This window comes from uncultured Paenalcaligenes sp. (assembly GCF_947630565.1).
Taxonomy (GTDB): Bacteria; Pseudomonadota; Gammaproteobacteria; order Burkholderiales; family Burkholderiaceae_B; genus Paenalcaligenes; species Paenalcaligenes faecalis.
Genome location: NZ_CANRIC010000011.1, coordinates 1 through 25,353, shown reverse-complemented (window position 1 = coordinate 25,353; position 25,353 = coordinate 1). Strand labels below are relative to the sequence as shown.

The following is a 25,353-nucleotide window of genomic DNA, read 5'->3' as shown; positions in this document are numbered from 1 at the left end:
GTGTAGTGTGGATTTTGAACCATGGTGGCTGTTAATTGTGCCCGTGCTGTTTGGTTTGGGCTGGATTGCAGCTCGGGTCGACTTTAAACAAATGCTCTCCGAAAGCAAGCAATTACCTGATTCTTATTTTAAAGGGTTGAATTTCTTGCTTAACGAGGAGCCCGATCAGGCGATTGATGCTTTTGTTGAGGTCGCTAAACTCGATCCTGAAACCACAGAATTGCATTTTGCTCTGGGTAGTTTATTTCGACGTCGAGGTGAAATGGAGCGGGCGATTCGAGTGCATCAAAGTTTATTAGCTCGCACAGATTTGCCACAGACAGATCGTGAAAATGCTCAGTTTGAAATAGCACAGGATTTTCTTAAGGCTGGGATGCTAGATCGAGCCGAAGAGGCTTTCGAGGCCGTATCCACAGGACGCCATGCCATACTGGCGGTACGATCTTTGATTCATATTTATGAGTCAGGTCATGACTGGCCTAAAGCCATTGAGGCAGTACGCCGTTTGCGAAGCTTGGTCGAGGAACCTGTGCCTCAATTGGTGCACTATCAATGTGAGCAAGCTGATGCGGCCCTAATGCGCAGAGAGCCTGATATAACGGCAGCAGAGGCAGCGTTGAACGAGGCCGAGCGAGCGGCAAAGGCACTGGGTGAAAAAGAAGGGAGCCGGGCTTCTAGCGCTCGTATCTTTATGCTAAGAGCTAAATTGGCAAAGATGCAGCAAGACTACCCTTTGCAACAGTTCTATTTGCTTGAGGTTTTGCGTGTGGCTCCTTTATATGGAGGCTTAGTCGCTGCTGATTTAATGCAGTGCTATGAACAACAAGGCCAAGTGCAGCTAGGTTTGGTTGAACTTCAAAAACACTATGAACGCTATCCTTCCGTAGATGTCTTTGCACAGGTATTTAAAGGGCTACGAGAGCAACAAGGCGCTGATGCGGCATGGACTTTTGCACGCCAAGCCTTAGAGCAATCTCCCTCACTACTGGGGTTGGATCGCAGTTTGCAATTGGAATTACAACATCCGGATAATCCTGCCGCAGAGCATGTGCTGGGTGGTGATCTCGCCTTATTACGTACGTTGGTACACAAGCATACTCAGCGCTTAGATCGTTATGCTTGCCAACAATGTGGCTTTGAGGCTAAGCATTTTTATTGGCAGTGTCCCGGATGCACGCATTGGGAAAGCTATGCTCCCAAGCGATTAGAGGAGATGCAGTAATGGGTTTTCCTACCTCAGAGCAACTCGCACAACTACGAATTCTAGTGGTAGGCGATATTATGTTGGATCGCTATTGGTTTGGTGAGGTAAATCGCATCTCACCAGAGGCTCCTGTTCCTGTGGTGAAAGTCGTACGAAAAGAAGATCGACTAGGGGGAGCTGCTAATGTGGCGCGCAACTGTGTGGCATTAGGTGCTCAGGCCAGTTTAATCGGCTTAATTGGTGCTGACGAGGCTGGTGCAGCAGTGCAAGAGCTTTGCCAGACTGATGGGGTAAGACCTTATTTATGTAAAGACCCGTCTGAACCTACCATCTTGAAATTACGTATATTAGGGCGTCAGCAGCAATTGTTACGGGTTGATTTTGAAAATCCGCCCAGTGCGGCAGTATTAGAACAGTTGCATCAACATTTTTCAGATGTTTTGGCTTCACATGATGTGGTTGTGTTATCTGATTATGCAAAAGGCGCTTTATCTCAAGTTGAGATGCTGATTACACAGGCTAGAGAAAAAAACATTCCTGTCTTGGTAGACCCTAAGGGTGATGATTACTCTCGTTATAAAGGCGCGAGCAGCATCACGCCTAATCGAGTAGAGATGCAGCAAGCCGTCGGAAAATGGATCTCAGAGGATCAGTTGACGCAAAAAGCTCAGAACTTACGGGATCAGTTGCGTCTAGAAGCTCTATTAATCACACGCTCCGAACAAGGAATGACCATTTATACAGATCAAGGTCGGGCTCATGCCGGAGCTCAGGCTCAAGAGGTCTTTGATGTGTCAGGAGCCGGAGATACGGTATTAGCGACTTTGGCAGTAGCTAGAGCCGCAGGGCTAAGCTGGAATGAATCAATGAACTGGGCAAACAAGGCAGGTAGTATTGTGGTGGGTAAATTAGGTACATCCACCGTAACCGCAGAGGAATTACAATGATAGTAGTTACAGGTGGAGCAGGCTTTATTGGTAGCAACCTACTAGTAGGTCTAAATAAAATTGGAATCAATAATATTTTGGTGGTAGACGATCTGCTTGAGGGCGATAAATTCCATAATTTAGTACAGGCAGACATTGCAGACTATATGGATAAGGATCAGTTTAGAAAGCTGCTATTAACAGGTGGACTACCTAACATCAGTGCGGTATTGCACCAAGGGGCTTGCTCGGATACAACAGAGCGCGACGGCCGATATATGATGGATAATAATTATCGTGTCACGCTTGAGTTATTTGAGTATTGCCAAACGTACAGAATTCCTTTTGTGTATGCCTCTTCAGCGGCTGTTTATGGGGCCGGGCCTAATTATGTTGAAGATATTCATAATGAGTCCCCATTAAATGTATACGGCTATTCAAAGTTCCTGTTCGATCAGGTGTTGCGTCGTCACTTAGGTTCACTTACGGCCCCTGTGGTGGGCTTGCGTTATTTTAACGTGTATGGCCCACAAGAAAACCATAAAGGACGTATGGCTTCGGTTGCTTTGCATAATATGAACCAGTATAAAAATGAGGGCTTTGTTCGTCTATTTGGTGGTTGGGATGGCTATCCTAATGGTGGGCAACAACGTGATTTTGTCTATATTGATGACGTAGTTAATGTAAATCTTCATTTTTTACAGAGAGAAAAATCCGGTATTTTTAATTGTGGTAGTGGCCGAGCCCAACCTTTTAACGATGTGGCGCATACGGTGGTGAATACTATGCGAGAGCTAGAGGGGTTGCCTAGCTTAGATCTAGCGCAAATGGTAGAGCAGCAGTTATTACAATACATTGATTTCCCTGATGATTTAAAGGGACGCTATCAAAGTCATACTCAAGCTGATTTGCGTCAGCTTAGAGCTGCTGGATATGAGCAGGACTTTGTTGATGTCCAAACAGGTGTGCGTGATTATGTATTAAAACAAAACGCGTAACCGGAAGATATTGTTGAAACTACGCAGAGGTTAACCCCTGCGTATATATACGAGCTAGGCAAAAAGATAACCATAGGTAAAGCTAACTAGACCTTTATCCTACGGAGATCATCATGCCTTTAGCTCGTTTTTTATTTACGCCTTTGTTCCTGGCGCGATGTATTGTTTTATGTGTGATTAGTTTTATGGCTTTGCAGGCTGTAGCTGTGGATTTGAATAAAGCGACACTTAATGAGTTACAACAAATCAAAGGTATAGGCCCCAAGACAGCAGAGCGCATTATCGAAGAACGTGAACGTAGTGGCCCTTATGACTCATTGAAAGACCTATCAGAGCGGGTAAAAGGCATTGGACCTAAACGTTTAGTGACTCTTCAGGCTTTGGGCTTGCATACGGGTGATGCTTTGCCGTTGATTCCTTCGGACAAAAACACAAAAAACAGCCCTAAATAGTGACTTAATTAGTATTATATAGGGATGAGTAGGCCATTTTGGGCCATAGGTGTTTATAGGGCTTTATATGAAAAACTATCCAACCATCGAAGACACGATTGGCATGACGCCATTGGTGCGATTACAGCGTTTGCCTGAAATCTACAATGTGGGGCGTGGCAATGTGATCCTAGCAAAATTAGAGGGTAACAATCCCGCAGGCTCCGTTAAAGACCGTGCCGCTAGCTCTATGATTCGTATGGCAGAGGCTCGTGGCTTGATTAAGCCAGGTGATACGCTCATTGAGGCAACCAGTGGTAATACAGGTATTGCGTTAGCCATGATCGCTGCTGTACGTGGCTATAAGATGATCCTGATCATGCCTGATAACTTATCAGTAGAGCGTCGCGCATCAATGACCGCATACGGCGCAGAGCTGATTCTGACGCCAGCCTCCGAAGGAGGTATGGAGTATGCGCGTGACTTAGCCCTGAAAATGCAAGCCGCAGGAGAAGGCCTAGTTCTTGATCAGTTCTCTAATGATGACAACCCTCTAGCACATATTCAAGGCACAGGCCCAGAGCTTTGGGATCAAACCTCTGGACAAATTACTCACTTCGTAAGTGCCATGGGTACTACTGGTACGATTATGGGTGTGGGTTCTTATTTAAAGTCTAAAAACCCAGATGTCGTAGTGGTAGGTGCTCAGCCCGAAGACGGGGCGCAGATTCCAGGTATTCGTAAATGGCCTGTAGAGTATCTGCCTAAAATTTATGATGCGTCTAGGGTTGATGTGGTGGAATCCATAGAGCAAGCCGAGGCCGAGCATATTGCTCGCGAGCTTGCCTCTAAAGAAGGTATTTTTGCCGGTATTTCATCCGGAGGGGCGTTGGTGGCAGCATTGCGCATTGCACAACGCACCGAGAACGCCACTATTGTGTTTATTGCATGTGATCGTGGGGATCGCTACTTGTCTACAGGCGTTTTTAAATAAACGTTGAGTTACGCTATTAAACAGGAAAGCCCTCTAGATGAAATAAATACAGGTCCATTCAACACAGACTGTCTATTTCATCTAGAGGGCTATTTTTTTAGTTATGGTGTCTTGTTGCAAGTATCTCTGCAAAATCAGCCACAGTGGTGGCGTAAAAATAGCTGCGGTTGTACGAGGTAATGGCAAAAAAGTTAGGGGTGGCTACCCGGTATTCAGCTGTGCCTTGGCTTTCCTCGGCTAAATCAATAATTCCTAACGGGGCTTGTGTCCACGTTGCTTTGCCGCTGTCTACTCGTGTGGCCGCTTGTGCTTGTTCAATTTGTGACCAGCTTAATAGGGGTTTTAGTCCTCCATCAACTAGTTTTTTTGCCGTAGTATCATTGACGGTGGTTGGGGCAAAAACGGGGAGGCCAGGTTGCCAGCCATGTTCGATAAGAAAGTTAGCTACAGATGCGATAACGTCCGGAATCGAGTGATGTAAATCAATACGACCATCGCCATCAGCATCTACGGCAAAACGCATTAAACTTCCGGGCATAAATTGTGGTAGTCCCATCGCGCCAGCAAAAGAGCCCGTCGCACTAGACGCATGTAGTTTGCCTTGATGGTCAAGCACAATCAGATCAGCAAGTTGGTCTCTAAATAATTGCCCTCGCTCGGGGCGACTATTATCAGGATAGCTAAAACCCAGTGTTAACAGGGCATCTATGACTCTAAAGTCGCCAGTGTAATTACCATATATAGTCTCTACACCAATAATAGCTACGATGATTTCTGGCGGTACACCATATTGGGCAGCAATACGGTCAATAGTAGAGGCGTGTTTATCCCAAAACTCTAGACCCGCTTTTATGCGTATAGGCTCAATAAAGCGGTTTTTATAAGTAGACCAACTGCGTTTAATGCGACCTTTGCTAGGGGCCATGAGTCGTGCGACTTGGGCATTATAAGACGCTGACTTCAGCAAGGTTTCAATGTTTGCTAACGGTATGGATTGAAGTTGGGCTAGCTCATTGGCCCAGTGTTGTAAATAAGGACTGAGTGATCCGTCGGCTTGAAAATAATCCTGTCTGCCTTGAATAGAGTCACCACTCTTGGGGTGAGAGTCTAGGGCTTTTACGACTGGTGTATTTGTTGTGGCGGTGTTATCTATAGTAACTGTTGCAGTATTAACCGGGGTAGTGTATTGCGTTGTTGTATTCGAAGTCGCGCAACCTGCTAAAAGTAACCAGTAAAAACTAGCTTGTATTAGGCGTGTTTTTCTTAACATAATTAGACCTTATGGAGACAATATATATCACTCACCCTCTATTTCGTTTACACGAAATGGGGGCAGAGCACCCTGAGGCTCCTTTTCGTTTAGATGCTATAGACACGCAATTACAACGTACTGGATTAGCTGATTTACTGCGATTTTTGCAGGCAAAAAAAGCCACGGATGAGGATTTGCTACGGGTGCACAGCCTACATCATATCGCTAATTTAAAGCAGAATGCGCCTCAGGATGGTTATTATTCTATTGATGCCGATACCCGTTTAAATGTGCATACCCTAGAGGCCGCATATCATGCGGCAGGTGCTGGGCTTTTGGCAGTAGACGAGGTTTTTTCTACGACCTCTAGGACGGCTTTTTGTGCGGTACGCCCGCCAGGGCATCATGCCTGTTTTGACCAAGCCATGGGTTTTTGTTTTTTTAATAACATAGCGGTTGCTGCAGCATATGCTTTAGAAAAATATGAATTAGATCAAGTCGTTATTGTTGATTTTGATGTGCATCATGGAAATGGAACTGAGGATATATTTGCACATAATGATAAAGTGCAGATGTTTGGCTTTTATCAGCATCCTTTATTTCCTGGCTCACGTCATTCGCCACCGGCTGCTAATATGTACAATGAACCCGTGCCAGCTGGCGCAGATTCTGCCACAATACGCCATATAGTAAACACCTATTGGCTGCCGCAGCTGCGTCAACTAAAACCAAAGTTGTTGTTAATTTCAGCAGGGTTTGATGCACACCAAGACGACGAAATGGGGCAGCTGCAGTTAGGTGATGAGGATTTTGCATGGATAACTCAGCAGATAATGCAGGCCACCACAGAAAGCACACAGGGCCGTGTTATCAGTATGCTTGAGGGTGGTTATGACCCCGCCTCATTATCTCGTAGTGTGCAAGCGCACCTTCAGGTGCTAGCTGGTCTAGTCAATGGGTAGGTATTTTTTTACGTTCAGATTTTGCATGGCGCATATAAACTAATCTGAGACGATCTATTTTTTTAGCTAAATTGGAGATAACCTGATGAAGGTTCTGGTACCCGTAAAGCGTGTAGTTGACCATAACGTCAAGGTACGCGTGAAATCCGACCAAACTGGTGTGGATATTGCTAATGTCAAAATGTCGATGAACCCGTTTGATGAGATCGCCGTCGAAGAGGCTATTCGTCTAAAAGAAAAGGGGGTAGTCACAGAGGTTGTCGCCGTATCATGTGGGGAAAAACCTTGCCAAGAAACATTGCGTACTGCAATGGCAATTGGTGCTGACCGTTCTGTACAGGTAGAGACCGATGCAGAATTACAGCCTTTAGCCGTGGCTAAATTATTAAAAGCCGTTGTTGATAAAGAGCAGCCACAGCTGGTGTTGTTAGGTAAACAAGCTATTGATGATGATGCTAATCAAACAGGTCAAATGTTAGCGGCTTTACTTGATTGGCCTCAGGCCACGTTTGCTAGTGCCGTTCAGGTAGAGGGTGATCAGGTTAAGGTTACGCGCGAGGTTGATGGCGGCTTAGAAACCATTGCATTGGCCCTACCTGCAGTGATTACAACGGATTTGCGCTTAAATGAGCCACGTTATGTCACTTTGCCCAACATCATGAAGGCAAAAAAGAAAACCATTGATGTGATGACGCCTGATGAGTTGGGTGTAGATGTGAGTCCACGTATTAAGACGCTAAAAGTTGCAGAACCAGCTGCACGTGCTGCTGGGGTGATGGTAGCGGATGTTGCGACTTTAATTGAAAAACTAAAAAACGAAGCAAAGGTGATTTAAATGTCGATTTTAGTCATTGCAGAACACGATAACGTAGAGCTTAAAGGCGCCACATTAAACACCGTCGCCGCTGCTGCAAAATTGGGTGCTGATATCCATGTGTTAGTTGCGGGTGAAAAGGTAGATGCTGTAGCCGCTGCAGCTGCACAAATAGCGGGCGTTACTCAGGTCCTCGTTGCGGATGGGGCCTCTTTAGCGAATGGTCTAGCCGAGAACGTAGCCGCTCAGGTGCTTGCTATAGCTGGGGATTACAGTCACGTGTTATTTGCTGCGACTGCTGCAGGTAAAAACGTAGCACCACGTGTTGCTGCTAAGCTGGATGTGGCTCAGATCTCTGATGTCTTGTCTGTAGAGTCATCGGACACATTTACCCATCCTATTTATGCTGGTAATGCGATTGCTACAGTGCAGTGTGCAGATAGCAAATTAGTATTAACAGTGCGTCCTACCGCATTTGATGCGGTTTCTGCTACGGGGGGTAACGCTACCACTGTGACAGTAGATGCGGTTGAGGCTAGCTCTAAGTCCTCTTTTGTCAGCCGTGAGGTTGCAGCCAGTGATCGACCTGATTTAGCTGATGCGACGGTTGTAGTGTCTGGAGGTCGAGGCTTAGGCAGTAAAGAAAATTTTGCCTTAGTTGATGCTTTGGCCGACAAGCTAGGTGCGGCAGTGGGTGCATCTCGTGCGGCGGTTGACGCGGGCTACGCCCCTAATGACTGGCAAGTGGGTCAGACGGGTAAGATCGTCGCCCCCCAGTTGTATATCGCAGTAGGTATTTCGGGTGCGATTCAACATTTGGCTGGTATGAAGGACTCTAAGGTTATTGTTGCGATCAATAAGGATCCAGAGGCCCCTATATTCAGTGTGGCAGATTACGGTTTGGTTGCTGATTTGTTTGAGGCATTACCCGAGCTAACCCAAGCTCTATAATGTTGATTAAGCCTGCAGATTGCTGCAGGCTTTTTTATTTATATCATCGGAGACTGTATGAGTTATCGTGTACCGCGTTCAGATATTCATTTTTTGCTCGAACATATTATTGATACACCTGCTTTGTTTGGTTTGCCAGGTAACGAAGAGCTATCACTGGATCTGTTCCATGCCGTATTGGATGAGGCCGCTCGTTTTATTGAGCAAGAGGTTGTGCCACTGAATCAGGCTGCGGACTTAACTCCTCCTCAGCTCCAAAATGGGGTGGTAACGACTACCCCCGGCTTTAAAAACGCTTTTTCTAACTTTGGTCAGGCAGGGTGGCAGGGTCTGCAGCATGATGCAGCGATTGGTGGTCAGGATTTATCAAAGTTGATGGGGGCTATTTTTGGCGAAAACATGAGTGCCGCGAGTGCCGCATTCGCTTTATGTCCTTTATTAACCGATTCAGTGATAGAGACGTTCACCGAGGCAGCGACACAAGAACAAAAAGACACTTATTTGCCTGCGATGCTCGAAGGTCGTTGGACTGGCACAATGAATCTCACAGAATCACAGGCTGGTTCTGATTTATCAATGGTAAAGTCAGTGGCAACGCCCCAGAATGATGGTTCATATCGAGTCCAAGGAGAAAAGATTTTTATCTCTTATGGTGATCATGACCTAGCTGAAAACATTATCCATTTAGTGTTAGCCCGTACTCCTGATGCGCCAGCAGGTATACGTGGTTTATCTTTATTTATTGTGCCTAAGTTTTTGGCACACGATCAAGGTGAATATAAAAAAGGGGCTCGTAATGATGTGTACTGTGCCTCTTTAGAACATAAGTTAGGTTTGCATGGTAGCCCAACTGCTGTGATGCTGTATGGGGACAATAAAGGCGAGGTTGGCCAAGGCGCGATAGGCTATTTAATAGGCGAGCTACATCGAGGCCTAGAGTATATGTTTATCACGATGAATGCGGCTCGTTACGCAATTGCTCTACAAGGCTTAGCGGTAGCTGATCGTGCGTTATTTAGTGCCCAATCCTATGCTGCCGAGCGTAAACAAGGGGGCGACTTAGAGCGTAAACTGCCTGCTCCTGTTTCAATTGAGTATCACCCTGATGTTGAGCGCATGTTGCAGACGATGCGAGCCTTAACAGAGGGCACTAGAGCTGTTGCCTATCACGCAGCCTGGTTGAAAGACATGGCATTAAAAACAGAGGATGAGACGCAACGACAAGACTATCAGACGCAATATGAGTTTTACGTACCTATTGTCAAAGGCTTTGCCACTGAAATGGTGAATGAGGTGACGTCCTTGGGTGTACAGGTACACGGTGGTATGGGTTTTATCGAAGAGACGGGCGTAGCGCAATATATGCGTGACTGCCGTGTTTTTTCAATCTATGAGGGTACGACGGCTATTCAGGCCAATGATCTGATTGGTCGTAAAGTGGTACGAGATGAGGGGGCGGTGGCTTTGAGTTTGGTGCAACACATTCGAGACGCCTTGCCGTTGTTGCAGCAACAGCCTAATCACAAAGCTCTCGCTTTTATAGGTTTACGTTTAGAGCAAGCTTGTCAGGCATATGAGCAGGCGGTAGCGTCATTGGTTACTTTGCATAAAGATCAGAACCCACAAGCGGTGTATTTGGGAAGTGTGCCGTTTTTGATGTTATCGGGTGTGTTGTTAGGTGGCTGGAAGATGGCGCAGTCTGCTTTGGTATGCGCAGAGAGTGCTGATCCGTTTGCAGTACAAAAAATGAGTACGGCAGTGTTTTATGCTGCGCAAATTCTACCTAGAGCATCTATGTATAGCAGCGCTATTAGTGATGGAGAGGTATTAAGTCTCTATCCTATGCCCAAGTAAATTTCGATTAAGTATTTGTTTGTCTATCAAAACCCGTTGCTTTAGTAACGGGTTTTTTTGTGGTTAATCGGCTGCAACTCGACTTGCATTAAATGCTGTATGGATATACAGTATATTTTAATGATGATACGAAATGTCGGAGATCTTATGCACAGTATGTCGTTTGCCCACTATTTCTTACGTTGTAAGGCGAATCCCTCATTGGCACATAAAAGCGCTTTTGATATGTACCGTCGTTATCAACGCGCTCAGGCACGTCCCCGTTGGGTTAATGCGTTGTTATTGTGGCGTTAAAAGTGTTTTATCCTTGGTTTTATCTTCTTTAATTTTTATTTTGGTGCTAGAATAATCGGTTCATCCTCTGGCGGGCTTATTTAAAAACAATTGTGTTGCCCGTATATGATGTTATTTGGAGCTCATTGTGAATATTATCGATATCCTAGAACAGGAAGAAATGCAGCGTCTAACCGCTGAAAGCCCACGTCCTGAATTCAACCCTGGTGACACCGTGGTTGTAAACGTAAACGTGGTTGAAGGTACACGTAAACGTGTACAGGCTTACGAAGGCGTTGTTATCGCTAAGCGTAACCGTGGTTTGAACTCTTCTTTCATCGTTCGTAAGATTTCTTCTGGCGAAGCCGTAGAGCGTACTTTCCAATTGTACTCTCCACAAATCGCAACCATCGAAGTCAAACGTCGTGGTGCGGTTCGTCGTGCTAAACTGTACTACCTACGTAGCCGTTCGGGTAAAGCAGCGCGCATCAAAGAAAAATTGGTACGCAAAAACGTGGCAAAATAATAGCCACGTTTTAAAAGCACCCGAAAGGGTGCTTTTTTTATATGTGTAGCTTATGTCCTCTTCTCTTTTACTGAATGATCTGGCACGTATAGAGGCCTCTCGTTTAGGCTTTAACCCCCAAACACAGCCTGTAATTGATATTCCTCTTTTGCCTGGTATTGATCAGTCTTATTTAGGATCTGAGTTTATACAGACCGCATTTAGCCATCCCGTGCAGTGGGGGGTAGAGCCCTTATTTGCAGATTGGTTTGTGCCTAGTTTCGAGCAATATCCCCAAGGAATCCAATCAGCGGTATGTATCCCTCTGGTGCAGCGGCCTACAGGGCTACATGTGTTATTGACTCGAAGGGCGGGGCATTTATTAAGTCACGCAGGCCAAGTCTGTTTTCCTGGTGGGCGCATAGAGGCCGCAGATCATAATGCTGTGCAGGCCGCTTTGCGTGAAACACACGAAGAGGTCGGGATTGCGCCTCACTATATTCAACCCTTAGGCGAGCAGCCGATTTTTATTACGAATTCTCGGTATGCGATGCGTCCTGTGGTGGGGCTGCTTAAGCAAGGCTTTGCTATTAACCCTGATCCAGCCGAGGTAGCACAGGTCTTTGAGGTGCCATTGTCTGTACTGATGAATCCTCACTATCATCGCTTGCATCGTTTGCCCACTAAAGAGGGCAATGAGCGCTATTACTTTTCCATAAGTTGGGAAGAGCATTTTATTTGGGGTGCTACTGCTGCCGTAATTCGTAATTTCTATCATCACTTAGCTGCTGCGGCCCAACAACTAGGGCGCTAATTAGCGCCCCGTTATATGATTTGATTAGTATTTAGGTTGATTTTCTAATTCGGTCAGTAGTCGTTGATATAGCGCGTAACGATCAGGGTGGATATGTCCATTCGTTAAGGCATTAACTACACCGCAGCCTGGTTCGTGTCGATGTGTACAGTTATAAAACTTACACTCCTGAATGGCATCGTGAAACTCGCTAAAGCCCCGAACAATATCTTCGGCCGTTAAATGAGCTAATCCAAACGCTTGAAATCCCGGGGAGTCTATGATGGTTCCTGTGCTATTTGGAACATGATAAAGTCGGGTACTGGTTGTAGTGTGTTTTCCTGCTCCTAGCGCAGCAGAGTGGGCTTGGGTGTGGGCTTTTGCTTGGGGTACTAAGGCATTTAAAATAGTCGATTTCCCCATACCGCTTTGACCCAGTAACAAGCTGGTTTTGTCTTTTAGCAATTCCCCGAGCTGTAGATGGACCTGCTCCGTATTAAGTGCACTAATTTCAATGATAGGCACACCTAAGTCTGTCAAAGGCTGTAGACGTTGACGCGCTAAAGTCACAGAATCTAAATCCACTTTATTTAAAAGAATAATTGGGTCTATACCTGCTGTGCCAGCTGCCACCAGAGCTCGACCTACTAGGTCTTCTGAAAACATCGGTTCAGCGGCTAAAACGATAAAAAGCCTGTCTATATTAGCGGCAAATTGCTTGGTACGCATTTCGTCTGATCGATACAGTAAATTACGTCGGTCATGAAGCCGTTCGATGGCAGCACGCTCTCCTTGGGTACTGATATCGACCCAGTCACCTACACAAATACCGCCTCGTTTACCACGAGGGAAGCATTTAATGACCTCACCTGATGTTAGCTCTACAAAATAATGCCTACCGTGAGCAGAGATGACTTGGCCCGTTTCAGTTTGAGCAGTGGTGTTTTCTGTGTTGACGGTTAAGCGGTGAGGTTTAATGCGTTTCATAAAATTGTTTTAAATAGTGAACTCGTTGAATAGCGGCTGGGTGGCTGTCATAGTAGGCAGAGTAAAGGGGATCTGGAGTTAATGTGGCTGCATTATCGTCATAGAGTTTGAGCAATGCTTGCACCAAGTGTTTTGGGTCACTTTGTTTTGCAGCATAGGCATCAGCCTCGTACTCATGTTTTCTAGATAAATAACTAAATAATGGGCCTACCCAAAAAGTGAAGGTGGGAATGACTAAAAAGAAAAGAATCAGCGCTAAACCATCGTTAGCACGTCCTAATTGTGGGTTAACTCCTAGCTCAGTATAAAACCACACTTGCTGGGAAAGCCAACCTAATAATAGGAAAAAAATAAGGGATAGAGCAAATGAGCGAAGCATGCTTTTTAGTATATGGCGGTGGGCAAAGTGTCCTAGCTCGTGAGCTAAGACAGCTTCGATTTCAGCCTCATTTAATTTACTCAGTAGAGTGTCAAAAAACACGATACGTTTATGACGACCTATACCCGTAAAATAGGCATTACCATGGGCAGAACGTTTTGAGCCATCCATGACAAACAAGCCATTTAGCGTAAAGCCACAACGCTCAGCCAGCGATTGAATACGTGATTTTAAGCTGTCACTGTCTAGAGGTTTGAATTGATTGAATAGCGGGGCGATGACAGAGGGGAAGAGCCACATCACAAATAGGCTAAAGCCAATCCAAATCACCCAAGCCCACCATGGCCAATAAGAACCTGCGGTAGCCATGAGCCACAGTACAGCACAAAGTAATGGAGTACCTAATAGAACGCCAACCAGTATGCCTTTGAGTTGATCGCTTATGAATAGTTTTGGAGTGATGCGATTAAAGCCAAAGCGTTGCTCTAGCTTAAAGGTGCGCCATACACTAAACGGGAGCTGCACTAAAGCGGTGAGAGCAAAAATACTAGCTATTAGTAGAAGCTGGCGTAGTAGCTCATGTTCGATGTGTCTGGCCCAAAACAAGTCAATAAATTGTAAACCACCTAATAATGTGAGAGCGATAAGAACAGTGGCCTCGCTCAAGGTTTCAAATAAACTAAGTTGAGTGCGTGCGACGGTGTAATCTGCTGCACGTTGATGGCTGTGTAAGCTAATATGGTGGCTGAAATCATTGGGGACCTGAGCTCGGTGCAAGCGTACATATCGCATTTGGCGTAAAGCTAAATAGCTACGAATGCTAGTATTGAGAAGCAGGAAAGCAACGAATAATATGAGCAATGTCATAAGGCAGTGCCTACATTTTTAAAGGATTAATTGTAATGACAGTCAAGGATCAACGCCTTGTATGGTTGGACATGGAAATGACCGGCCTAGACCCTGAAAAAGAACGCATTATCGAAGTCGCCGTTGTAGTTACTGAGGCTGATTTAACCTTAGTCGCAGAGGGGCCTGTATTGGTTATACACCAAAGCAATGAGTTATTAGATGCGATGGATAATTGGAATAAAGGCACACATGGGCGTAGTGGCTTGATTGATAAAGTAAAAGCCTCTGTATTAACTGAAGCCGAAGCAGAAGATATTTTACTGGATTTTCTAAAAGAACATGTGCCAGCAGGTAAATCACCATTATGTGGTAATACGATAAGTCAGGATCGTCGATTTATGTATAGGTACATGCCACGCTTTGAGCAGTTTTTTCACTACCGAAATTTAGATGTCAGTACACTGAAAGAGTTGGCGTTGCGTTGGAAGCCTGAGGTTGTAAAAAGTTTTGTGAAGCACAGCAAACACGAAGCGCTTGCTGATATTTATGAGTCGATTGATGAGCTTAAGCATTACCGTCATCATTTCATGAAGCTTGATTAAAAACAGCACAAAATAACAGCGTAATCTATAGGTATTTCAAGGTGTACGCTGAGTGGACGTTACCGTGCTAGGGGAAAATCCCTAGCGCCGTGACGTATTTTTACGAGGTAATATGATACTAATTATTGATCTCTATCAGTAAAACTGTGTAGTATCAAATTTAACAGCTATAACGGAGGCGTATATGTATGCCCAGCTAGTAGATACCGGATTGAGCCGTGTGCAGACTGATGCGGATTTATCCGAGTTAGAAAAAAATTTCCAAGATCGCATTGATGCGGGTGTACGTATGGAGTCCAAAGATTGGATGCCTGATGCGTACCGTCGCACATTGATTCGTCAAATTTCTCAGCATGCGCACTCAGAGGTAGTTGGTATGTTGCCAGAGGGCAACTGGGTTACTCGTGCGCCATCTTTAAAACGTAAATCCATTTTGCTCGCAAAGATTCAAGACGAGGCTGGGCACGGGTTGTACTTATACAGTGCGGCTGAAACCCTAGGCGTAGAGCGTGAAGACCTAATCGCAGAGTTACATGCTGGCCGAGCAAAATACTCCAGTATTTTTAATTACCCAACGCTCAATTGGGCGGATATTGGCATGATTGGTTGGTTAGTAGATGGCTCAGCCATTATTAACCAGATTCCCTTGTGTCGATGTTCATATGGGCCGTACGCTCGTGCCATGGTACGTGTCTGTAAAGAAGAATCCTTTCACCAGCGTCAAGGCTACGATTTATTGCTTGAAATGTGTTTGAATGGCACGCCAGAGCAAAAGCAAATGTGCCAAGACGCCTTCGAGCGTTGGTGGTGGCCCGCTTTGATGATGTTTGGTCCCTCTGATGGCGAGTCCATTCATAGCGCTCAGTCCATGAAATGGCGCATTAAACTGTTCTCCAATGATGAACTGCGTCAAAAGATGGTCGATCAAACGGTTCCTCAAGCCGAATACCTAGGCTTAAAAGTACCTGATCCTGATCTGCGTTGGAACGAAGAGCGTGGTCATTATGATTTCGGTGAGATTGACTGGGATGAGTTCTGGGCAGTATTAGCAGGCAATGGTCCTTGCAATAAAGAACGTTTGGAAACACGGGTTAATGCCCATGAAAACGGTGCGTGGGTACGTGATGCCCTAATGGCTTATGCCGATAAGCAAGAACAAAAACAAAGCAAGCAAGTTGCTTAAAACTAGGAGAGAACAATGAGTCAAAAAAATTGGCCTTTATGGGAAGTTTTTATCCGCAGCCAACATGGTCTAGCGCATAAACACGTAGGTAGCTTGCACGCATCGGATGAGCAAATGGCCGTAAATAATGCCCGTGATGTTTACACCCGTCGCAATGAAGGCGTCAGCATTTGGGTAGTAAAAGCCGCTGACATTACAGCAAGTAGCCCTGGTGATAAAGATCCTTTATTCGAACCATCCAATAGCAAAGTCTATCGTCACCCTACATTTTTCCCGATGCCTGATGGCATCAAAATGTAGGAGTAGGCATGAACCAAGCTCTATTTAATTATTTATTACGTTTGGGTGATAGTGCTGTAGTTCTATCTCAGCGCCTATCCGAGTGGACCGGTCACGGTCCAGCCCTAGAGGAAGAGTTAGCCACTGCAAATACGGCCTTGGACTTAATTGGACAGGGACGTATGTGGTTAACCTTAGCAGGCACTATCGAAGGTAAGGGCCGCGATGAGGACGCCTTAGCTTATTTGCGTGATACCCACGATTATTTTAACTATCTGATCGTTGAGCGTAAAAACGGTAATTATGGGGACACCATGATGCGCCAGTTTTTATTTGATAGCTGGCACTACTTTCTTTTATTGCGTTTGTGTGAGTCTACTGATGCGGGTGTAAAAGAAATTGCAGAAAAATCACTCAAAGAGGTGACCTACCATGCTCGACGCTCTACAGATTTAGTTGTGCGTTTAGGCGATGGTACGGAGCAAAGCCATAACATCATGCAACAAGCATTGGTGGACACTTGGCCTTTTATCGGAGAGCTCTTTCTGGATGATGACGATACAAAAGCGCTGCATGCGCAAGGTATCGCTCCGTTACATGAGTCCTTGTGGGATGAGTGGTTTGAGCATGTGCAAAACATACTAACGGAAGCCACCTTGACTGTTCCCGCTAAAGAAGAGGGTTTTCATAAGGCTTACAGAGGTGGCACGCACGGCAAACATACCGAGGCTTTGGGCTATTTATTAGCTGAAATGCAGTATTTGCAGCGAGCCTACCCCGGCGCAACTTGGTAAGAGGTAGTACAGAGATGATCGATGCAAATACCATTATGCAGTGGCTAGATACAGTTCCTGACCCAGAAATCCCCGTGATTTCTTTGGTGGACTTGGGCATCGTGCGCGCAATTGATTGGGAGGACGATACCTGTGTGGTAACGATTACTCCCACTTATTCGGGCTGTCCTGCTATGTTCGAAATGGAGCAAAGTATCCTAAAGGCCTTAAGTGAGCACGGTGTCAAAGCACAGGTTAAGACCAGCTTGAGTCCTGCTTGGAGTACCGATTGGCTCAGTGAAAAGGGCCGAACAGCGCTACAGAATTATGGTATTGCACCGCCCTCTGAACAGGCAATTGATGTCTCTGGTATTACTCGTCGAGCCGGTCCAGTCGTAGCGTGTCCTCTCTGTCATGCAACCAATACCCGTGTTGTTAGCCAGTTTGGTTCCACTCCCTGTAAAGCGTTATATCGCTGTATGGCGTGTGGGGAACCCTTTGATTATTTCAAGGCGCATTAACCATGAGTCAATTTCATCCTTTAAAAGTGTCTTCGATAGAGCGCACCACGCGTGATGCGGTTGTCGTTGCCTTTGATGTACCCGAAGAATTAAAAGAAAAGTTTCATTTTCGCCCCGGTCAATACTTGAACGTGCGTACTCACATTGATGGTGAGGAACTACGTCGCTCGTACTCTATTTGTGCGGCCCCTCATGACAATTTATTGCGTGTTGCCGTCAAACGTGTCTTTGATGGTGCATTTTCGAACTGGGCGAATACAGAGCTTCAGTTAGGCGATACCGTTGATGTGATGCCACCAGATGGTAATTTCACTGTAGATTTTGATCCTAACGTGCAGCGAGGCTATGCCGCCTTTGCAGTAGGTAGCGGCATCACTCCTATTTTATCTCTGGTAAAAACAGCCCTAGATACCGAACCTGACAGCACATTTACCTTGTTTTACGCGAACCGTGCTTCGTCTTCGATTATGTTCCGCGAAGAAATAGAAGACTTGAAAAACCGTTATATGCAGCGTTTTTCAGTGGTCTACATCATGAGCCGTGAGCTACAAGATGTGGACTTATTTAACGGTCGTTTAGATGCCGAAAAAGTGGATCAACTGCTGAATGTTTGGTTGCCCGTGCAAAACATAGATTATGCCTTTGTATGTGGCCCCCATGATATGACAGAGCAGGTGGTCAGTACGTTAAAGGCAAAAGGGTTAACCAAAGAACAAATTAAATTTGAATTGTTTGGTGCGCCTAAAGGGCCTCGTACTACTGCTGCTGGCGAGGCGCCGCGTCGTGCTCCTGGGGCAGAGGAGTGTCATTTGACGATTGTTCAGGACGGCTTTACGCGTGAGCTGACCATTGCTAAAAATAATCTAAGTATTTTGGATGCTGCAATGGAGCAAGGGATTGAGCTGCCTTACTCATGTAAAGGGGGCGTTTGCTCTACCTGTCGTTGTAAAGTAGTCGAAGGTGAAGTGGATATGGACGCTAACTTTGCCCTAGAGGACTACGAGGTCAATATGGGTTTTGTGCTTAGCTGTCAGAGCTTCCCTGTAACCGATAAAGTGGTTATTGACTTTGATCAAGAAACCTAGTTTCACAGATGGGGCGTTGTCGCCCCATTCTGACATTGAATTGCTTGAAATATAAATAGTTAATCCCCAAAGGAGATTTAGCATGGCGACGGATTTTTTTAGTGCTCATAAAGACACCCTAGAGCGAGCCTTACAAGCCACGGCAAGCCGTGAATACTGGACACCCTTTCCAGAGATGCCTAGTCCGCGTGTATACGGTGAAGAAGCTGCCGCTCAAGGTCAAGCTGCCTTTGAGTCATACCAGAATGCTGGTTTTCCTCTAGAGATGGATGGGGCCAAAGCCAAGATAGGACAAGAGCGCTCACCTTATGGCTTTGACCTTAATGTGCGTTACCCGTCGGTAGATGCTCAAACCTTGATTGATCAGTCCTCTTTAGCATTAGATAGCTGGCGCGAAGCCGGGCCTAAGGCATGGGTAGGGGTGTGTTTAGAGGCATTACATCGTTTAAATGCGCGTAGCTTTGAAATTGCAAACGCAGTGCAGCACACCAGTGGTCAAGCATTCATGATGGCCTTTCAGGCCGGTGGCCCACATGCGCAGGATCGAGGTCTAGAGGCGGTTACCTACGCATGGCAAGATATGTCACGCATTCCTGAGCTAGCTAACTGGGTTAAGCCTCAGGGTAAAAATGATCCTATTGATATGCAAAAACAATTCACGATTGTGCCTAGAGGCATTGGTTTAGTGATTGGTTGCTCTACATTTCCTACTTGGAATAGTTACCCCGGACTGTTTGCATCCTTGGCTACAGGCAACACCGTTATTGTTAAGCCTCACCCTGGTGCAATTTTACCTTTGGCGATTACGGTAAAAATCCTACGCGAAGTGCTCGCCGAGGCAGGTTTTAATCCAAATGTAGTGTTACTTGCCGCCCATGAGGCCGAGAGCGATTTGGCGCAACAGCTGTCAATGCATCGTCTGGTTAAAATTATTGATTACACAGGTAGTAGTGCTACGGGTAATTTCCTAGAGCAAAATGCGCGTCAAGCATTGGTCTATACCGAGAAGGCTGGGGTGAATCAAATTATTATTGATTCTGCTCCTGATATCAAAGCTGTTGCACGCAACTTAGCTTTCTCTTTTGCGCTGTACTCCGGTCAAATGTGTACTGCACCACAGAATATTTATGTGCCTAAAGATGGCATTAAAACAGCAGACGGTACGCTGAGCTTTGATGAGGTATGTGCCGCGTTAGGGCATGCTGTAGAGCGTCTTTGCTCTGCTCCTGAACGTGCCGTTGAAATTACCGGTGCGATTCAAAATGAATTAACAGCACAACGTATCCAAGAGGCTAAGGCTCTAGGTTTAGAGGTGATCGTAGATAGTCAGCCATTGGCGCATCCTATGTTCCCTGAAGCTCGTACTGCCACGCCCTTGCTTTTGAAAACAGACGCATCTAATCCTCATATTATGCAGGAATGGTTTGGCCCTATTATTTTTGTAGTCGCGACAGACTCAACCGAGCACAGTATTCAATTGGCTGGTGATAGTGTATTAGAGCACGGCGCATTGACCTTGTCTGCATATACATCGGATGCGCAAACCGCAACGGCAATTCGCAAAATGGCAGAGCGTAGTGGTGTGTCGTTGTCTTTAAACCTGACGGGTGCTGTTTTTATTAACCAGACGGCGGCTTACAGTGATTTCCATGGGACAGGGGCGAACCCAGCAGCTAATGCGGCGTTGTCTGACAGTGCGTACGTATCCAACCGTTATCGTGTGGTGCAAACCCGCTGGCATTCTGAGCAAACACTATAAGGGCTGAGATCATGAGTTACGAATGTATTAAGTTTGAGTTGACGGATACTACAGCACGTATCAGTTTAAATCGTCCTGATAAGCTCAATAGTTTTAGCGTACAAATGCATAAAGAACTGGCTGATGCTTTGACTCAGGTAGAGGCCCAAGGGGTGCGAGTTCTGTTATTAACAGGTGAAGGTCGCGGTTTTTGTGCCGGTCAAGACTTGTCCGAGCGTCAAATGAGTGAAGGCGCGGTCGACCTAGGTCATACCGTAGAGACTTTTTATGCGCCCCTGGTACGACGTATTCGAGCCATGCCGTGGCCAGTCGTAGTTGGGGTCAATGGGGTTGCAGCTGGAGCCGGAGCTAATTTAGCTCTAGCCGGTGACATCGTTATTGCCGCCGAATCCGCCAGTTTTATTCAACCCTTTTGTCGATTGGGCTTATTGCCTGACACCGGTGGTACCTACTTTTTACCCCGTTTAGTGGGTGAGGCTCGGGCCAAAGGGCTCGCCTTATTAGGCGATAAATTATCAGCAACCCAAGCCGCGCAGTGGGGCTTGATTTGGGAATGTGTGCCCAATGATGATTTTCAGGCGCGTTTAGATGCGCTATGTACTCACTTTGCTAGCGCGCCAACTCGCGGTTTAGCTGCCTCTAAGCAAGCTATTCAAGTTAGCCTCAATAACACGCTAGATCAGCAGTTGGACTTAGAGCGGGATCATATGCGGGCTCTAGGTGCGAGTGCGGACTATGCCGAAGGGGTGGATGCATTTATGAATAAACGTCAGCCACAGTTCAAAGGGGAATAGGATGACTTTGCCCACAGATGCTCAACAGTTAGCTGAACAGGTTTCAGCACATATGTATGCTAATGATGCGGCTTCGCAGGCATTAGGTGCAACGGTTTTATCGGTAGAGCCAGGCAAAGCCCGTATGGGAATGACGGTACGGGCCGATATGTTAAATGGACACAAAACATGTCATGGCGGTTTTATTTTTGCGCTGGCAGATAGCACGTTTGCCTTTGCATGTAATTCCCGTAACTTACCCACAGTAGCCGCAGGCTGCTCTATTGACTACGTGGCGCCTGCTTTTGAAGGTGATCAGCTCGAAGCCATTGCAACAGAGTACAACTTAGCTGGACGTACAGGGGTGTACGACGTGGAAGTCCTTAATCAGAATGGACAACGCATAGCGATATTTCGTGGGCGATCATACCGTTTGCGCGGAGCCGTTGTCGAAGAATCTCAATCTAATTAGTAAAGCAGCGCAGGAGACAAGAAATGCCAGCATCAACACAACAAGTCGGTAAAGATCATATTGAACATGCCAGCCGTGATGAAATTCAGGCTTTGCAACTAGAGCGCCTGAAATGGAGCGTAAAACATGCTTATGACAATGTGCCTCATTACCGTAAGTCTTTCGATGAGGCTGGCGTTCATCCCAGCGACTTAAAACAGTTATCAGATATCAGTAAGTTTCCTTTCACAACGAAACAAGATTTACGTGATAACTACCCCTTTGGCATGTTTGCTGTACCTCGCGAGCAAATTTCCAGAATTCATGCCTCGAGTGGTACTACTGGTAAGCCGACCGTTGTGGGTTACACCGCGAATGATATTTCCAATTGGGCGGATCTTGTGGCGCGTTCGTTATGGGCTGCCGGTGGTCGTCCAGGGCACATTGCTCATATTGCATACGGCTATGGTTTGTTTACGGGCGGCTTGGGTGCGCATTATGGTGCAGAACGCTTAGGTTGTTCTGTAGTACCGATGTCAGGTGGCCAGACAGAAAAACAGGTCCAGTTGATTACAGACTTCAAGCCAGATTTAATCATGGTGACTCCTTCATACTTCTGCAACATTCTTGAGGAAATGGAGCGTCAGGGCATGGACCCTAGAGACAGTTCTTTGCGCATTGGTGTCTTTGGTGCCGAGCCGTGGACAGGTCAGATGCGTGCAGACATTGAGGCGCGTGCGGCCTTGGATGCGGTTGATATTTATGGTTTATCCGAAGTCATGGGGCCTGGGGTTGCGATGGAGTGTGCTGAGACCAAAGACGGCCCAGTCATTTGGGAAGATCATTTCTATCCAGAAATTATTAATCCTGAGACAGGTGAGCCGGTTGAGGATGGCGAAGAGGGCGAATTGGTTTTCACCTCCTTAACGAAAGAAGCCATGCCTATTATTCGTTACCGCACCCGTGACTTAAGTCGTTTATTAGCTCCGACAGCCCGTAGTATGCGTCGTATGGGTAAGATCACTGGTCGCAGTGATGACATGATTATTATTCGCGGTGTGAACTTATTCCCCACTCAGGTCGAGGAATTAGTATTGGCGATTCCAGAGTTAGCGGCTCAGTACCAACTGGTAGTAACGCGAAACGGTAACATGGATGAGTTAGAAATCCTGACCGAAATTCGTGCCGAATATGAGCATTTTGATCTTGATCGTCGTGATGCTCTGGTGTCTCGCTTACGCCAAGCGATTAAAAACAATATTGGTGTAACTGCCCGTATTCAATTACGTGATCCAGGCTTAGTCGAGCGCACAGTAACAGGTAAGGCACGTCGAGTCGTGGATTTACGTCCTAAATCCTAATTCATCGCCAATAAAAAAACCGGTATGTCTGTACAGGCATATCGGTTTTTTTGTGTCCGCAGGTTATGATGAGAGCTTCAATGAATTAAAAAGAGAGTAGTGTGTCGGCAATAGCGGGTATAGGAACGGATATTATCTATATTTCACGTATAGAACATTCTTACCAGCGTTTTGGTGAGCGGTTTTTAGTGCGTATTTTAGGCGAGCAAGAGCGTTTGATTTTTGCTCGTCGTTATCGACTAAATCCTCAAAGAGGCATTCGGTTTTTAGCAACACGATTTGCTGCCAAAGAGGCTTTTTCTAAAGCGATTGGTTTAGGTATGCGTATGCCTATGGCTTGGTCAAGAATGCAAACGCTCAATGCGCCCAGTGGCAAACCGATGGTTGTGCTAAATGATGAGTTAAGATCTTGGTATGAAACTCGCTTTGGTGCTGCTCACATTACGTTAACAGATGAATCTGATTTGGTAATGGCATTTGCCATCGTCGAGTCCTTAATGGGTTCATCAGCGACAGATCACAAGGAAAACTAAGTGGTAGATCACTATCTGGCCCCTGGCCCTGTGATGGTAGACGTAGAGGCGTATACACTCACAGAACAAGAAAAAAAACGGTTGCAGCACCCCTTGGTGGGTGGGGTGATTTTGTTTGCGCGTAACTTCCAAAACAGAGAGCAGCTACAGCGTTTATGTGCCGAAATTCGTGCCGTTCGTCAGCCCGCGTTATTAATTGCCGTAGACCACGAGGGCGGACGAGTACAGCGTTTTAAAGACGATGGCTTTACGCATCTTCCTGCTATGCGCGATTTAGGTCGTATCTGGGATAGCGATCCCTCATTAGCCGTCAAATTAGCCAATGCGATTGGCTATATTTTAGCCGCTGAACTACGCGCCTGTGGTGTGGATCTTAGTTTCACGCCCGTGTTGGATTTGGATTACGAATGCAGCGCAGTAATTGGTAATCGCGCTTTTCATTCTGACCCACAAACCGTAGCTCGTTTAGCTGAAGCCTTGTCTCATGGATTACAGCAAGCCGGTATGGCCGCCTGTGGTAAACATTTCCCGGGTCATGGCGCCGTAGAGGCCGACTCTCATCACGAAATCCCCGTGGATAACCGGGATTTGCAGACGATTTTAGATCACGATGCTGCGCCCTATGGTTGGTTGGGTGGTACTGTGATTCAGGCTGTTATGCCTGCTCATGTTATTTATCCTCAGGTAGATGATAAACCGGCTGGTTTTTCCCCCTATTGGATTCAACGTGTGTTACGTCAGGCCTTAGCCTATAACGGTATGGTTTTTTCAGATGACTTAACCATGGAAGGTGCAACCGTTGCTGGCGATATCTTAGCCCGAGCCAATGCGGCTTTAACAGCTGGTTGTGATATGGTTTTGGTCTGTAATCGCCCTGATTTGGCCGATGAACTCTTAGCGCGACTCGACTGGACCATGCCAGAGGATGCATTACAGCGCCTTAATCATTTACATCCCATTGATCCCGCTTTAGATTGGGACTCCCTACAAGCCGATGAGCACTACCAGCAAGCCCAGCAACTTCGATCTGAGTACTTTTCTACGCCAGCTGCCTAATCTACCGGGTGTATACCGGCACATTAATGAGCAAGGCGAAGTGCTTTATGTAGGCAAGGCGCGTGATTTAAAAAAACGCGTCTCGTCTTATTTTCAAAAAAACCTAAGCAGTCCGCGTATTGCTCAGATGGTCAAGCAAATAGCGCGCATAGAAATTACGGTAACTCGCTCTGAGGCCGAGGCTTTAATTCTTGAAAATAATCTGATAAAACGCTTGCAGCCGCGTTACAACATTTTATTCAGAGACGATAAATCCTATCCTTATTTAATGTTTAGTGCGCACGAGATTCCGCGCATTGCCTATTTCCGAGGCAATACTAACCAGCCGGGTAGTTTTTATGGGCCTTACCCAAATGCGTGGGCCGTGCGCGAAAGCATGCAGATTTTACAGCGTGTTTTTCGGTTACGTAGCTGTGAGGATGGTGTGTTTGCGAATCGCTCTCGTCCTTGTTTACTGCATCAAATCCGCCGATGTTCAGCGCCTTGTGTGGATTTAATTAGTCCTTTGGAATACCACGCTGATGTATTACGTGCTCAACAGTTTTTAGATGGTGATGCGGCAGGAGTCATGGGGCAGATAGAGCAACGCATGCTCATCGCCTCAGAAAACTTAGCATTTGAACAGGCCGCTATTTTTCGCGATCAAATGAAGGCGCTGGCCTCTATATTGCAACAGCAAAATATGGAGAGCACCCATCGCAATGAAGACGTCGATATTATTGCTGTGGTCGCAGCAGGTGGGCGTGTCTGCGTTAACTTAGCGATGGTGCGTGGTGGGCGCCATTTAGGTGATAGGGCTTTTTTT

The 25,353-nt window shown here is 46.2% G+C and carries 28 protein-coding genes; 25 read left to right on the top strand and 3 right to left on the bottom strand.

The window, feature by feature from the left end; genetic code table 11:
* Positions 1 to 7 precede the first annotated feature (7 nt).
* The 5 genes from lapB to cysM all read left to right on the top strand — a co-directional run bounded on the left by lapB (position 8) and on the right by cysM (position 4,553).
* A complete protein-coding gene (lapB, locus tag Q0Z62_RS03930) occupies positions 8 to 1,222 on the top strand; it encodes a lipopolysaccharide assembly protein LapB (RefSeq protein ID WP_298051077.1) in 1,215 nt (404 codons plus the stop codon).
* Positions 1,222 to 2,151, top strand: a complete 930-nt coding sequence (rfaE1, locus tag Q0Z62_RS03925) for a D-glycero-beta-D-manno-heptose-7-phosphate kinase (protein WP_298051074.1) — start codon at positions 1,222 to 1,224, stop codon at positions 2,149 to 2,151. The genes lapB and rfaE1 overlap by 1 nt, the downstream gene beginning before the upstream one ends.
* Positions 2,148 to 3,128 (top strand): ADP-glyceromanno-heptose 6-epimerase, encoded by a 981-nt coding sequence (gene rfaD, locus Q0Z62_RS03920; RefSeq protein WP_298051070.1) that lies wholly within the window; start codon positions 2,148 to 2,150, stop codon positions 3,126 to 3,128. Before rfaE1 ends, rfaD begins: the two co-directional genes overlap by 4 nt.
* 113 nt (positions 3,129 to 3,241) lie before the next feature.
* Entirely contained in the window at positions 3,242 to 3,580 is a 339-nt protein-coding gene (locus tag Q0Z62_RS03915; protein ID WP_269901653.1) for a DUF655 domain-containing protein, read from the top strand.
* Between the two features lie 67 nt (positions 3,581 to 3,647).
* Positions 3,648 to 4,553 carry a cysteine synthase CysM gene (cysM, locus tag Q0Z62_RS03910; RefSeq protein ID WP_269901654.1) on the top strand — a complete coding sequence of 302 codons (906 nt, stop codon included), beginning with the start codon at positions 3,648 to 3,650 and terminating at the stop codon, positions 4,551 to 4,553.
* A gap of 97 nt (positions 4,554 to 4,650) precedes the next feature.
* Here the strand turns inward: cysM and mltB are convergent, their stop codons facing one another.
* Entirely contained in the window at positions 4,651 to 5,823 is a 1,173-nt protein-coding gene (mltB, locus tag Q0Z62_RS03905; protein ID WP_269901655.1) for a lytic murein transglycosylase B, read from the bottom strand.
* Positions 5,824 to 5,834: 11 nt separating this feature from the next.
* On the opposite strand from mltB, the gene Q0Z62_RS03900 reads away from it, so the two are divergent.
* The 7 genes from Q0Z62_RS03900 to Q0Z62_RS03870 all read left to right on the top strand — a co-directional run bounded on the left by Q0Z62_RS03900 (position 5,835) and on the right by Q0Z62_RS03870 (position 11,978).
* A complete protein-coding gene (locus Q0Z62_RS03900) occupies positions 5,835 to 6,767 on the top strand; it encodes a histone deacetylase family protein (RefSeq protein ID WP_298051064.1) in 933 nt (310 codons plus the stop codon).
* Between the two features lie 85 nt (positions 6,768 to 6,852).
* A complete protein-coding gene (locus Q0Z62_RS03895) occupies positions 6,853 to 7,602 on the top strand; it encodes an electron transfer flavoprotein subunit beta/FixA family protein (protein WP_269901657.1) in 750 nt (249 codons plus the stop codon).
* Positions 7,603 to 8,532 carry an electron transfer flavoprotein subunit alpha/FixB family protein gene (locus Q0Z62_RS03890; RefSeq protein ID WP_298051058.1) on the top strand — a complete coding sequence of 310 codons (930 nt, stop codon included), beginning with the start codon at positions 7,603 to 7,605 and terminating at the stop codon, positions 8,530 to 8,532.
* A 57-nt stretch (positions 8,533 to 8,589) separates the two neighbouring features.
* Complete coding sequence (locus tag Q0Z62_RS03885) at positions 8,590 to 10,386, top strand: acyl-CoA dehydrogenase (RefSeq protein WP_298051054.1); 1,797 nt, start codon at positions 8,590 to 8,592, stop codon at positions 10,384 to 10,386.
* A 120-nt stretch (positions 10,387 to 10,506) separates the two neighbouring features.
* Complete coding sequence (locus tag Q0Z62_RS03880; protein ID WP_269901660.1) at positions 10,507 to 10,680, top strand: hypothetical protein; 174 nt, start codon at positions 10,507 to 10,509, stop codon at positions 10,678 to 10,680.
* 127 nt (positions 10,681 to 10,807) lie between these two features.
* Positions 10,808 to 11,185, top strand: a complete 378-nt coding sequence (rplS, locus tag Q0Z62_RS03875) for a 50S ribosomal protein L19 (protein WP_269901661.1) — start codon at positions 10,808 to 10,810, stop codon at positions 11,183 to 11,185.
* A gap of 52 nt (positions 11,186 to 11,237) precedes the next feature.
* Complete coding sequence (locus tag Q0Z62_RS03870; RefSeq protein ID WP_298051049.1) at positions 11,238 to 11,978, top strand: CoA pyrophosphatase; 741 nt, start codon at positions 11,238 to 11,240, stop codon at positions 11,976 to 11,978.
* 24 nt (positions 11,979 to 12,002) lie between these two features.
* Here the strand turns inward: Q0Z62_RS03870 and rsgA are convergent, their stop codons facing one another.
* Positions 12,003 to 12,944, bottom strand: coding sequence for a ribosome small subunit-dependent GTPase A (gene rsgA / locus Q0Z62_RS03865; protein ID WP_298051045.1), 942 nt, complete (start codon positions 12,942 to 12,944; stop codon positions 12,003 to 12,005).
* Entirely contained in the window at positions 12,931 to 14,190 is a 1,260-nt protein-coding gene (locus tag Q0Z62_RS03860) for a M48 family metallopeptidase (RefSeq protein ID WP_298051042.1), read from the bottom strand. The genes rsgA and Q0Z62_RS03860 overlap by 14 nt, the downstream gene beginning before the upstream one ends.
* A 35-nt stretch (positions 14,191 to 14,225) precedes the next feature.
* On the opposite strand from Q0Z62_RS03860, the gene orn reads away from it, so the two are divergent.
* The 13 genes from orn to uvrC all read left to right on the top strand — a co-directional run.
* Positions 14,226 to 14,774: an oligoribonuclease gene (orn, locus tag Q0Z62_RS03855; protein ID WP_269901665.1), complete on the top strand. Its 549-nt coding sequence runs from the start codon at positions 14,226 to 14,228 to the stop codon at positions 14,772 to 14,774.
* Positions 14,775 to 14,958: 184 nt separating this feature from the next.
* Positions 14,959 to 15,957 (top strand): 1,2-phenylacetyl-CoA epoxidase subunit PaaA, encoded by a 999-nt coding sequence (paaA, locus tag Q0Z62_RS03850; RefSeq protein WP_298051037.1) that lies wholly within the window; start codon positions 14,959 to 14,961, stop codon positions 15,955 to 15,957.
* Between the two features lie 15 nt (positions 15,958 to 15,972).
* A complete protein-coding gene (gene paaB / locus Q0Z62_RS03845; RefSeq protein ID WP_269901667.1) occupies positions 15,973 to 16,257 on the top strand; it encodes a 1,2-phenylacetyl-CoA epoxidase subunit PaaB in 285 nt (94 codons plus the stop codon).
* Positions 16,258 to 16,265: 8 nt separating this feature from the next.
* Complete coding sequence (gene paaC, locus Q0Z62_RS03840) at positions 16,266 to 17,030, top strand: 1,2-phenylacetyl-CoA epoxidase subunit PaaC (RefSeq protein WP_269901668.1); 765 nt, start codon at positions 16,266 to 16,268, stop codon at positions 17,028 to 17,030.
* Between the two features lie 14 nt (positions 17,031 to 17,044).
* Positions 17,045 to 17,530 carry a 1,2-phenylacetyl-CoA epoxidase subunit PaaD gene (gene paaD, locus Q0Z62_RS03835; RefSeq protein ID WP_269901669.1) on the top strand — a complete coding sequence of 162 codons (486 nt, stop codon included), beginning with the start codon at positions 17,045 to 17,047 and terminating at the stop codon, positions 17,528 to 17,530.
* Between the two features lie 2 nt (positions 17,531 to 17,532).
* Positions 17,533 to 18,615: a 1,2-phenylacetyl-CoA epoxidase subunit PaaE gene (paaE, locus tag Q0Z62_RS03830; protein WP_269901670.1), complete on the top strand. Its 1,083-nt coding sequence runs from the start codon at positions 17,533 to 17,535 to the stop codon at positions 18,613 to 18,615.
* A gap of 82 nt (positions 18,616 to 18,697) precedes the next feature.
* Positions 18,698 to 20,374, top strand: a complete 1,677-nt coding sequence (gene paaN / locus Q0Z62_RS03825; protein ID WP_298051028.1) for a phenylacetic acid degradation protein PaaN — start codon at positions 18,698 to 18,700, stop codon at positions 20,372 to 20,374.
* Between the two features lie 11 nt (positions 20,375 to 20,385).
* Positions 20,386 to 21,168 (top strand): 2-(1,2-epoxy-1,2-dihydrophenyl)acetyl-CoA isomerase PaaG, encoded by a 783-nt coding sequence (gene paaG / locus Q0Z62_RS03820; RefSeq protein ID WP_269901672.1) that lies wholly within the window; start codon positions 20,386 to 20,388, stop codon positions 21,166 to 21,168.
* 1 nt (position 21,169) lies between these two features.
* Positions 21,170 to 21,619 carry a hydroxyphenylacetyl-CoA thioesterase PaaI gene (paaI, locus tag Q0Z62_RS03815; RefSeq protein ID WP_298051024.1) on the top strand — a complete coding sequence of 150 codons (450 nt, stop codon included), beginning with the start codon at positions 21,170 to 21,172 and terminating at the stop codon, positions 21,617 to 21,619.
* A 23-nt stretch (positions 21,620 to 21,642) separates the two neighbouring features.
* Complete coding sequence (paaK, locus tag Q0Z62_RS03810; RefSeq protein ID WP_298051021.1) at positions 21,643 to 22,959, top strand: phenylacetate--CoA ligase PaaK; 1,317 nt, start codon at positions 21,643 to 21,645, stop codon at positions 22,957 to 22,959.
* Positions 22,960 to 23,060: 101 nt separating this feature from the next.
* Positions 23,061 to 23,492, top strand: a complete 432-nt coding sequence (gene acpS / locus Q0Z62_RS03805; RefSeq protein ID WP_298051016.1) for a holo-ACP synthase — start codon at positions 23,061 to 23,063, stop codon at positions 23,490 to 23,492.
* A gap of 33 nt (positions 23,493 to 23,525) precedes the next feature.
* A complete protein-coding gene (gene nagZ / locus Q0Z62_RS03800) occupies positions 23,526 to 24,548 on the top strand; it encodes a beta-N-acetylhexosaminidase (protein ID WP_298051132.1) in 1,023 nt (340 codons plus the stop codon).
* Positions 24,487 to 25,353, top strand: an 867-nt coding sequence (gene uvrC, locus Q0Z62_RS03795) for an excinuclease ABC subunit UvrC (RefSeq protein WP_298051013.1), incomplete at its 3' end; no start/stop codon positions are given. The genes nagZ and uvrC, both read left to right, overlap by 62 nt.

Excerpts from the sequence above, each read along its gene's own strand:
- rfaE1 (WP_298051074.1), top strand. The coding sequence starts at position 1,222 with ATGGGTTTTCCTACCTCAGAGCAACTCGCACAACTACGAATTCTAGTG.
- rfaD (WP_298051070.1), top strand. The coding sequence starts at position 2,148 with ATGATAGTAGTTACAGGTGGAGCAGGCTTTATTGGTAGCAACCTACTA.
- Q0Z62_RS03915 (WP_269901653.1), top strand. The coding sequence starts at position 3,242 with ATGCCTTTAGCTCGTTTTTTATTTACGCCTTTGTTCCTGGCGCGATGT.
- cysM (WP_269901654.1), top strand. The coding sequence starts at position 3,648 with ATGAAAAACTATCCAACCATCGAAGACACGATTGGCATGACGCCATTG.
- mltB (WP_269901655.1), bottom strand. The coding sequence starts at position 5,823 with ATGTTAAGAAAAACACGCCTAATACAAGCTAGTTTTTACTGGTTACTT.
- Q0Z62_RS03900 (WP_298051064.1), top strand. The coding sequence starts at position 5,835 with ATGGAGACAATATATATCACTCACCCTCTATTTCGTTTACACGAAATG.
- Q0Z62_RS03895 (WP_269901657.1), top strand. The coding sequence starts at position 6,853 with ATGAAGGTTCTGGTACCCGTAAAGCGTGTAGTTGACCATAACGTCAAG.
- Q0Z62_RS03890 (WP_298051058.1), top strand. The coding sequence starts at position 7,603 with ATGTCGATTTTAGTCATTGCAGAACACGATAACGTAGAGCTTAAAGGC.
- Q0Z62_RS03885 (WP_298051054.1), top strand. The coding sequence starts at position 8,590 with ATGAGTTATCGTGTACCGCGTTCAGATATTCATTTTTTGCTCGAACAT.
- Q0Z62_RS03880 (WP_269901660.1), top strand. The coding sequence starts at position 10,507 with ATGATGATACGAAATGTCGGAGATCTTATGCACAGTATGTCGTTTGCC.
- Q0Z62_RS03870 (WP_298051049.1), top strand. The coding sequence starts at position 11,238 with ATGTCCTCTTCTCTTTTACTGAATGATCTGGCACGTATAGAGGCCTCT.
- rsgA (WP_298051045.1), bottom strand. The coding sequence starts at position 12,944 with ATGAAACGCATTAAACCTCACCGCTTAACCGTCAACACAGAAAACACC.
- Q0Z62_RS03860 (WP_298051042.1), bottom strand. The coding sequence starts at position 14,190 with ATGACATTGCTCATATTATTCGTTGCTTTCCTGCTTCTCAATACTAGC.
- orn (WP_269901665.1), top strand. The coding sequence starts at position 14,226 with ATGACAGTCAAGGATCAACGCCTTGTATGGTTGGACATGGAAATGACC.
- paaA (WP_298051037.1), top strand. The coding sequence starts at position 14,959 with ATGTATGCCCAGCTAGTAGATACCGGATTGAGCCGTGTGCAGACTGAT.
- paaB (WP_269901667.1), top strand. The coding sequence starts at position 15,973 with ATGAGTCAAAAAAATTGGCCTTTATGGGAAGTTTTTATCCGCAGCCAA.
- paaC (WP_269901668.1), top strand. The coding sequence starts at position 16,266 with ATGAACCAAGCTCTATTTAATTATTTATTACGTTTGGGTGATAGTGCT.
- paaD (WP_269901669.1), top strand. The coding sequence starts at position 17,045 with ATGATCGATGCAAATACCATTATGCAGTGGCTAGATACAGTTCCTGAC.
- paaE (WP_269901670.1), top strand. The coding sequence starts at position 17,533 with ATGAGTCAATTTCATCCTTTAAAAGTGTCTTCGATAGAGCGCACCACG.
- paaN (WP_298051028.1), top strand. The coding sequence starts at position 18,698 with ATGGCGACGGATTTTTTTAGTGCTCATAAAGACACCCTAGAGCGAGCC.
- paaG (WP_269901672.1), top strand. The coding sequence starts at position 20,386 with ATGAGTTACGAATGTATTAAGTTTGAGTTGACGGATACTACAGCACGT.
- paaI (WP_298051024.1), top strand. The coding sequence starts at position 21,170 with ATGACTTTGCCCACAGATGCTCAACAGTTAGCTGAACAGGTTTCAGCA.
- paaK (WP_298051021.1), top strand. The coding sequence starts at position 21,643 with ATGCCAGCATCAACACAACAAGTCGGTAAAGATCATATTGAACATGCC.
- nagZ (WP_298051132.1), top strand. The coding sequence starts at position 23,526 with ATGGTAGACGTAGAGGCGTATACACTCACAGAACAAGAAAAAAAACGG.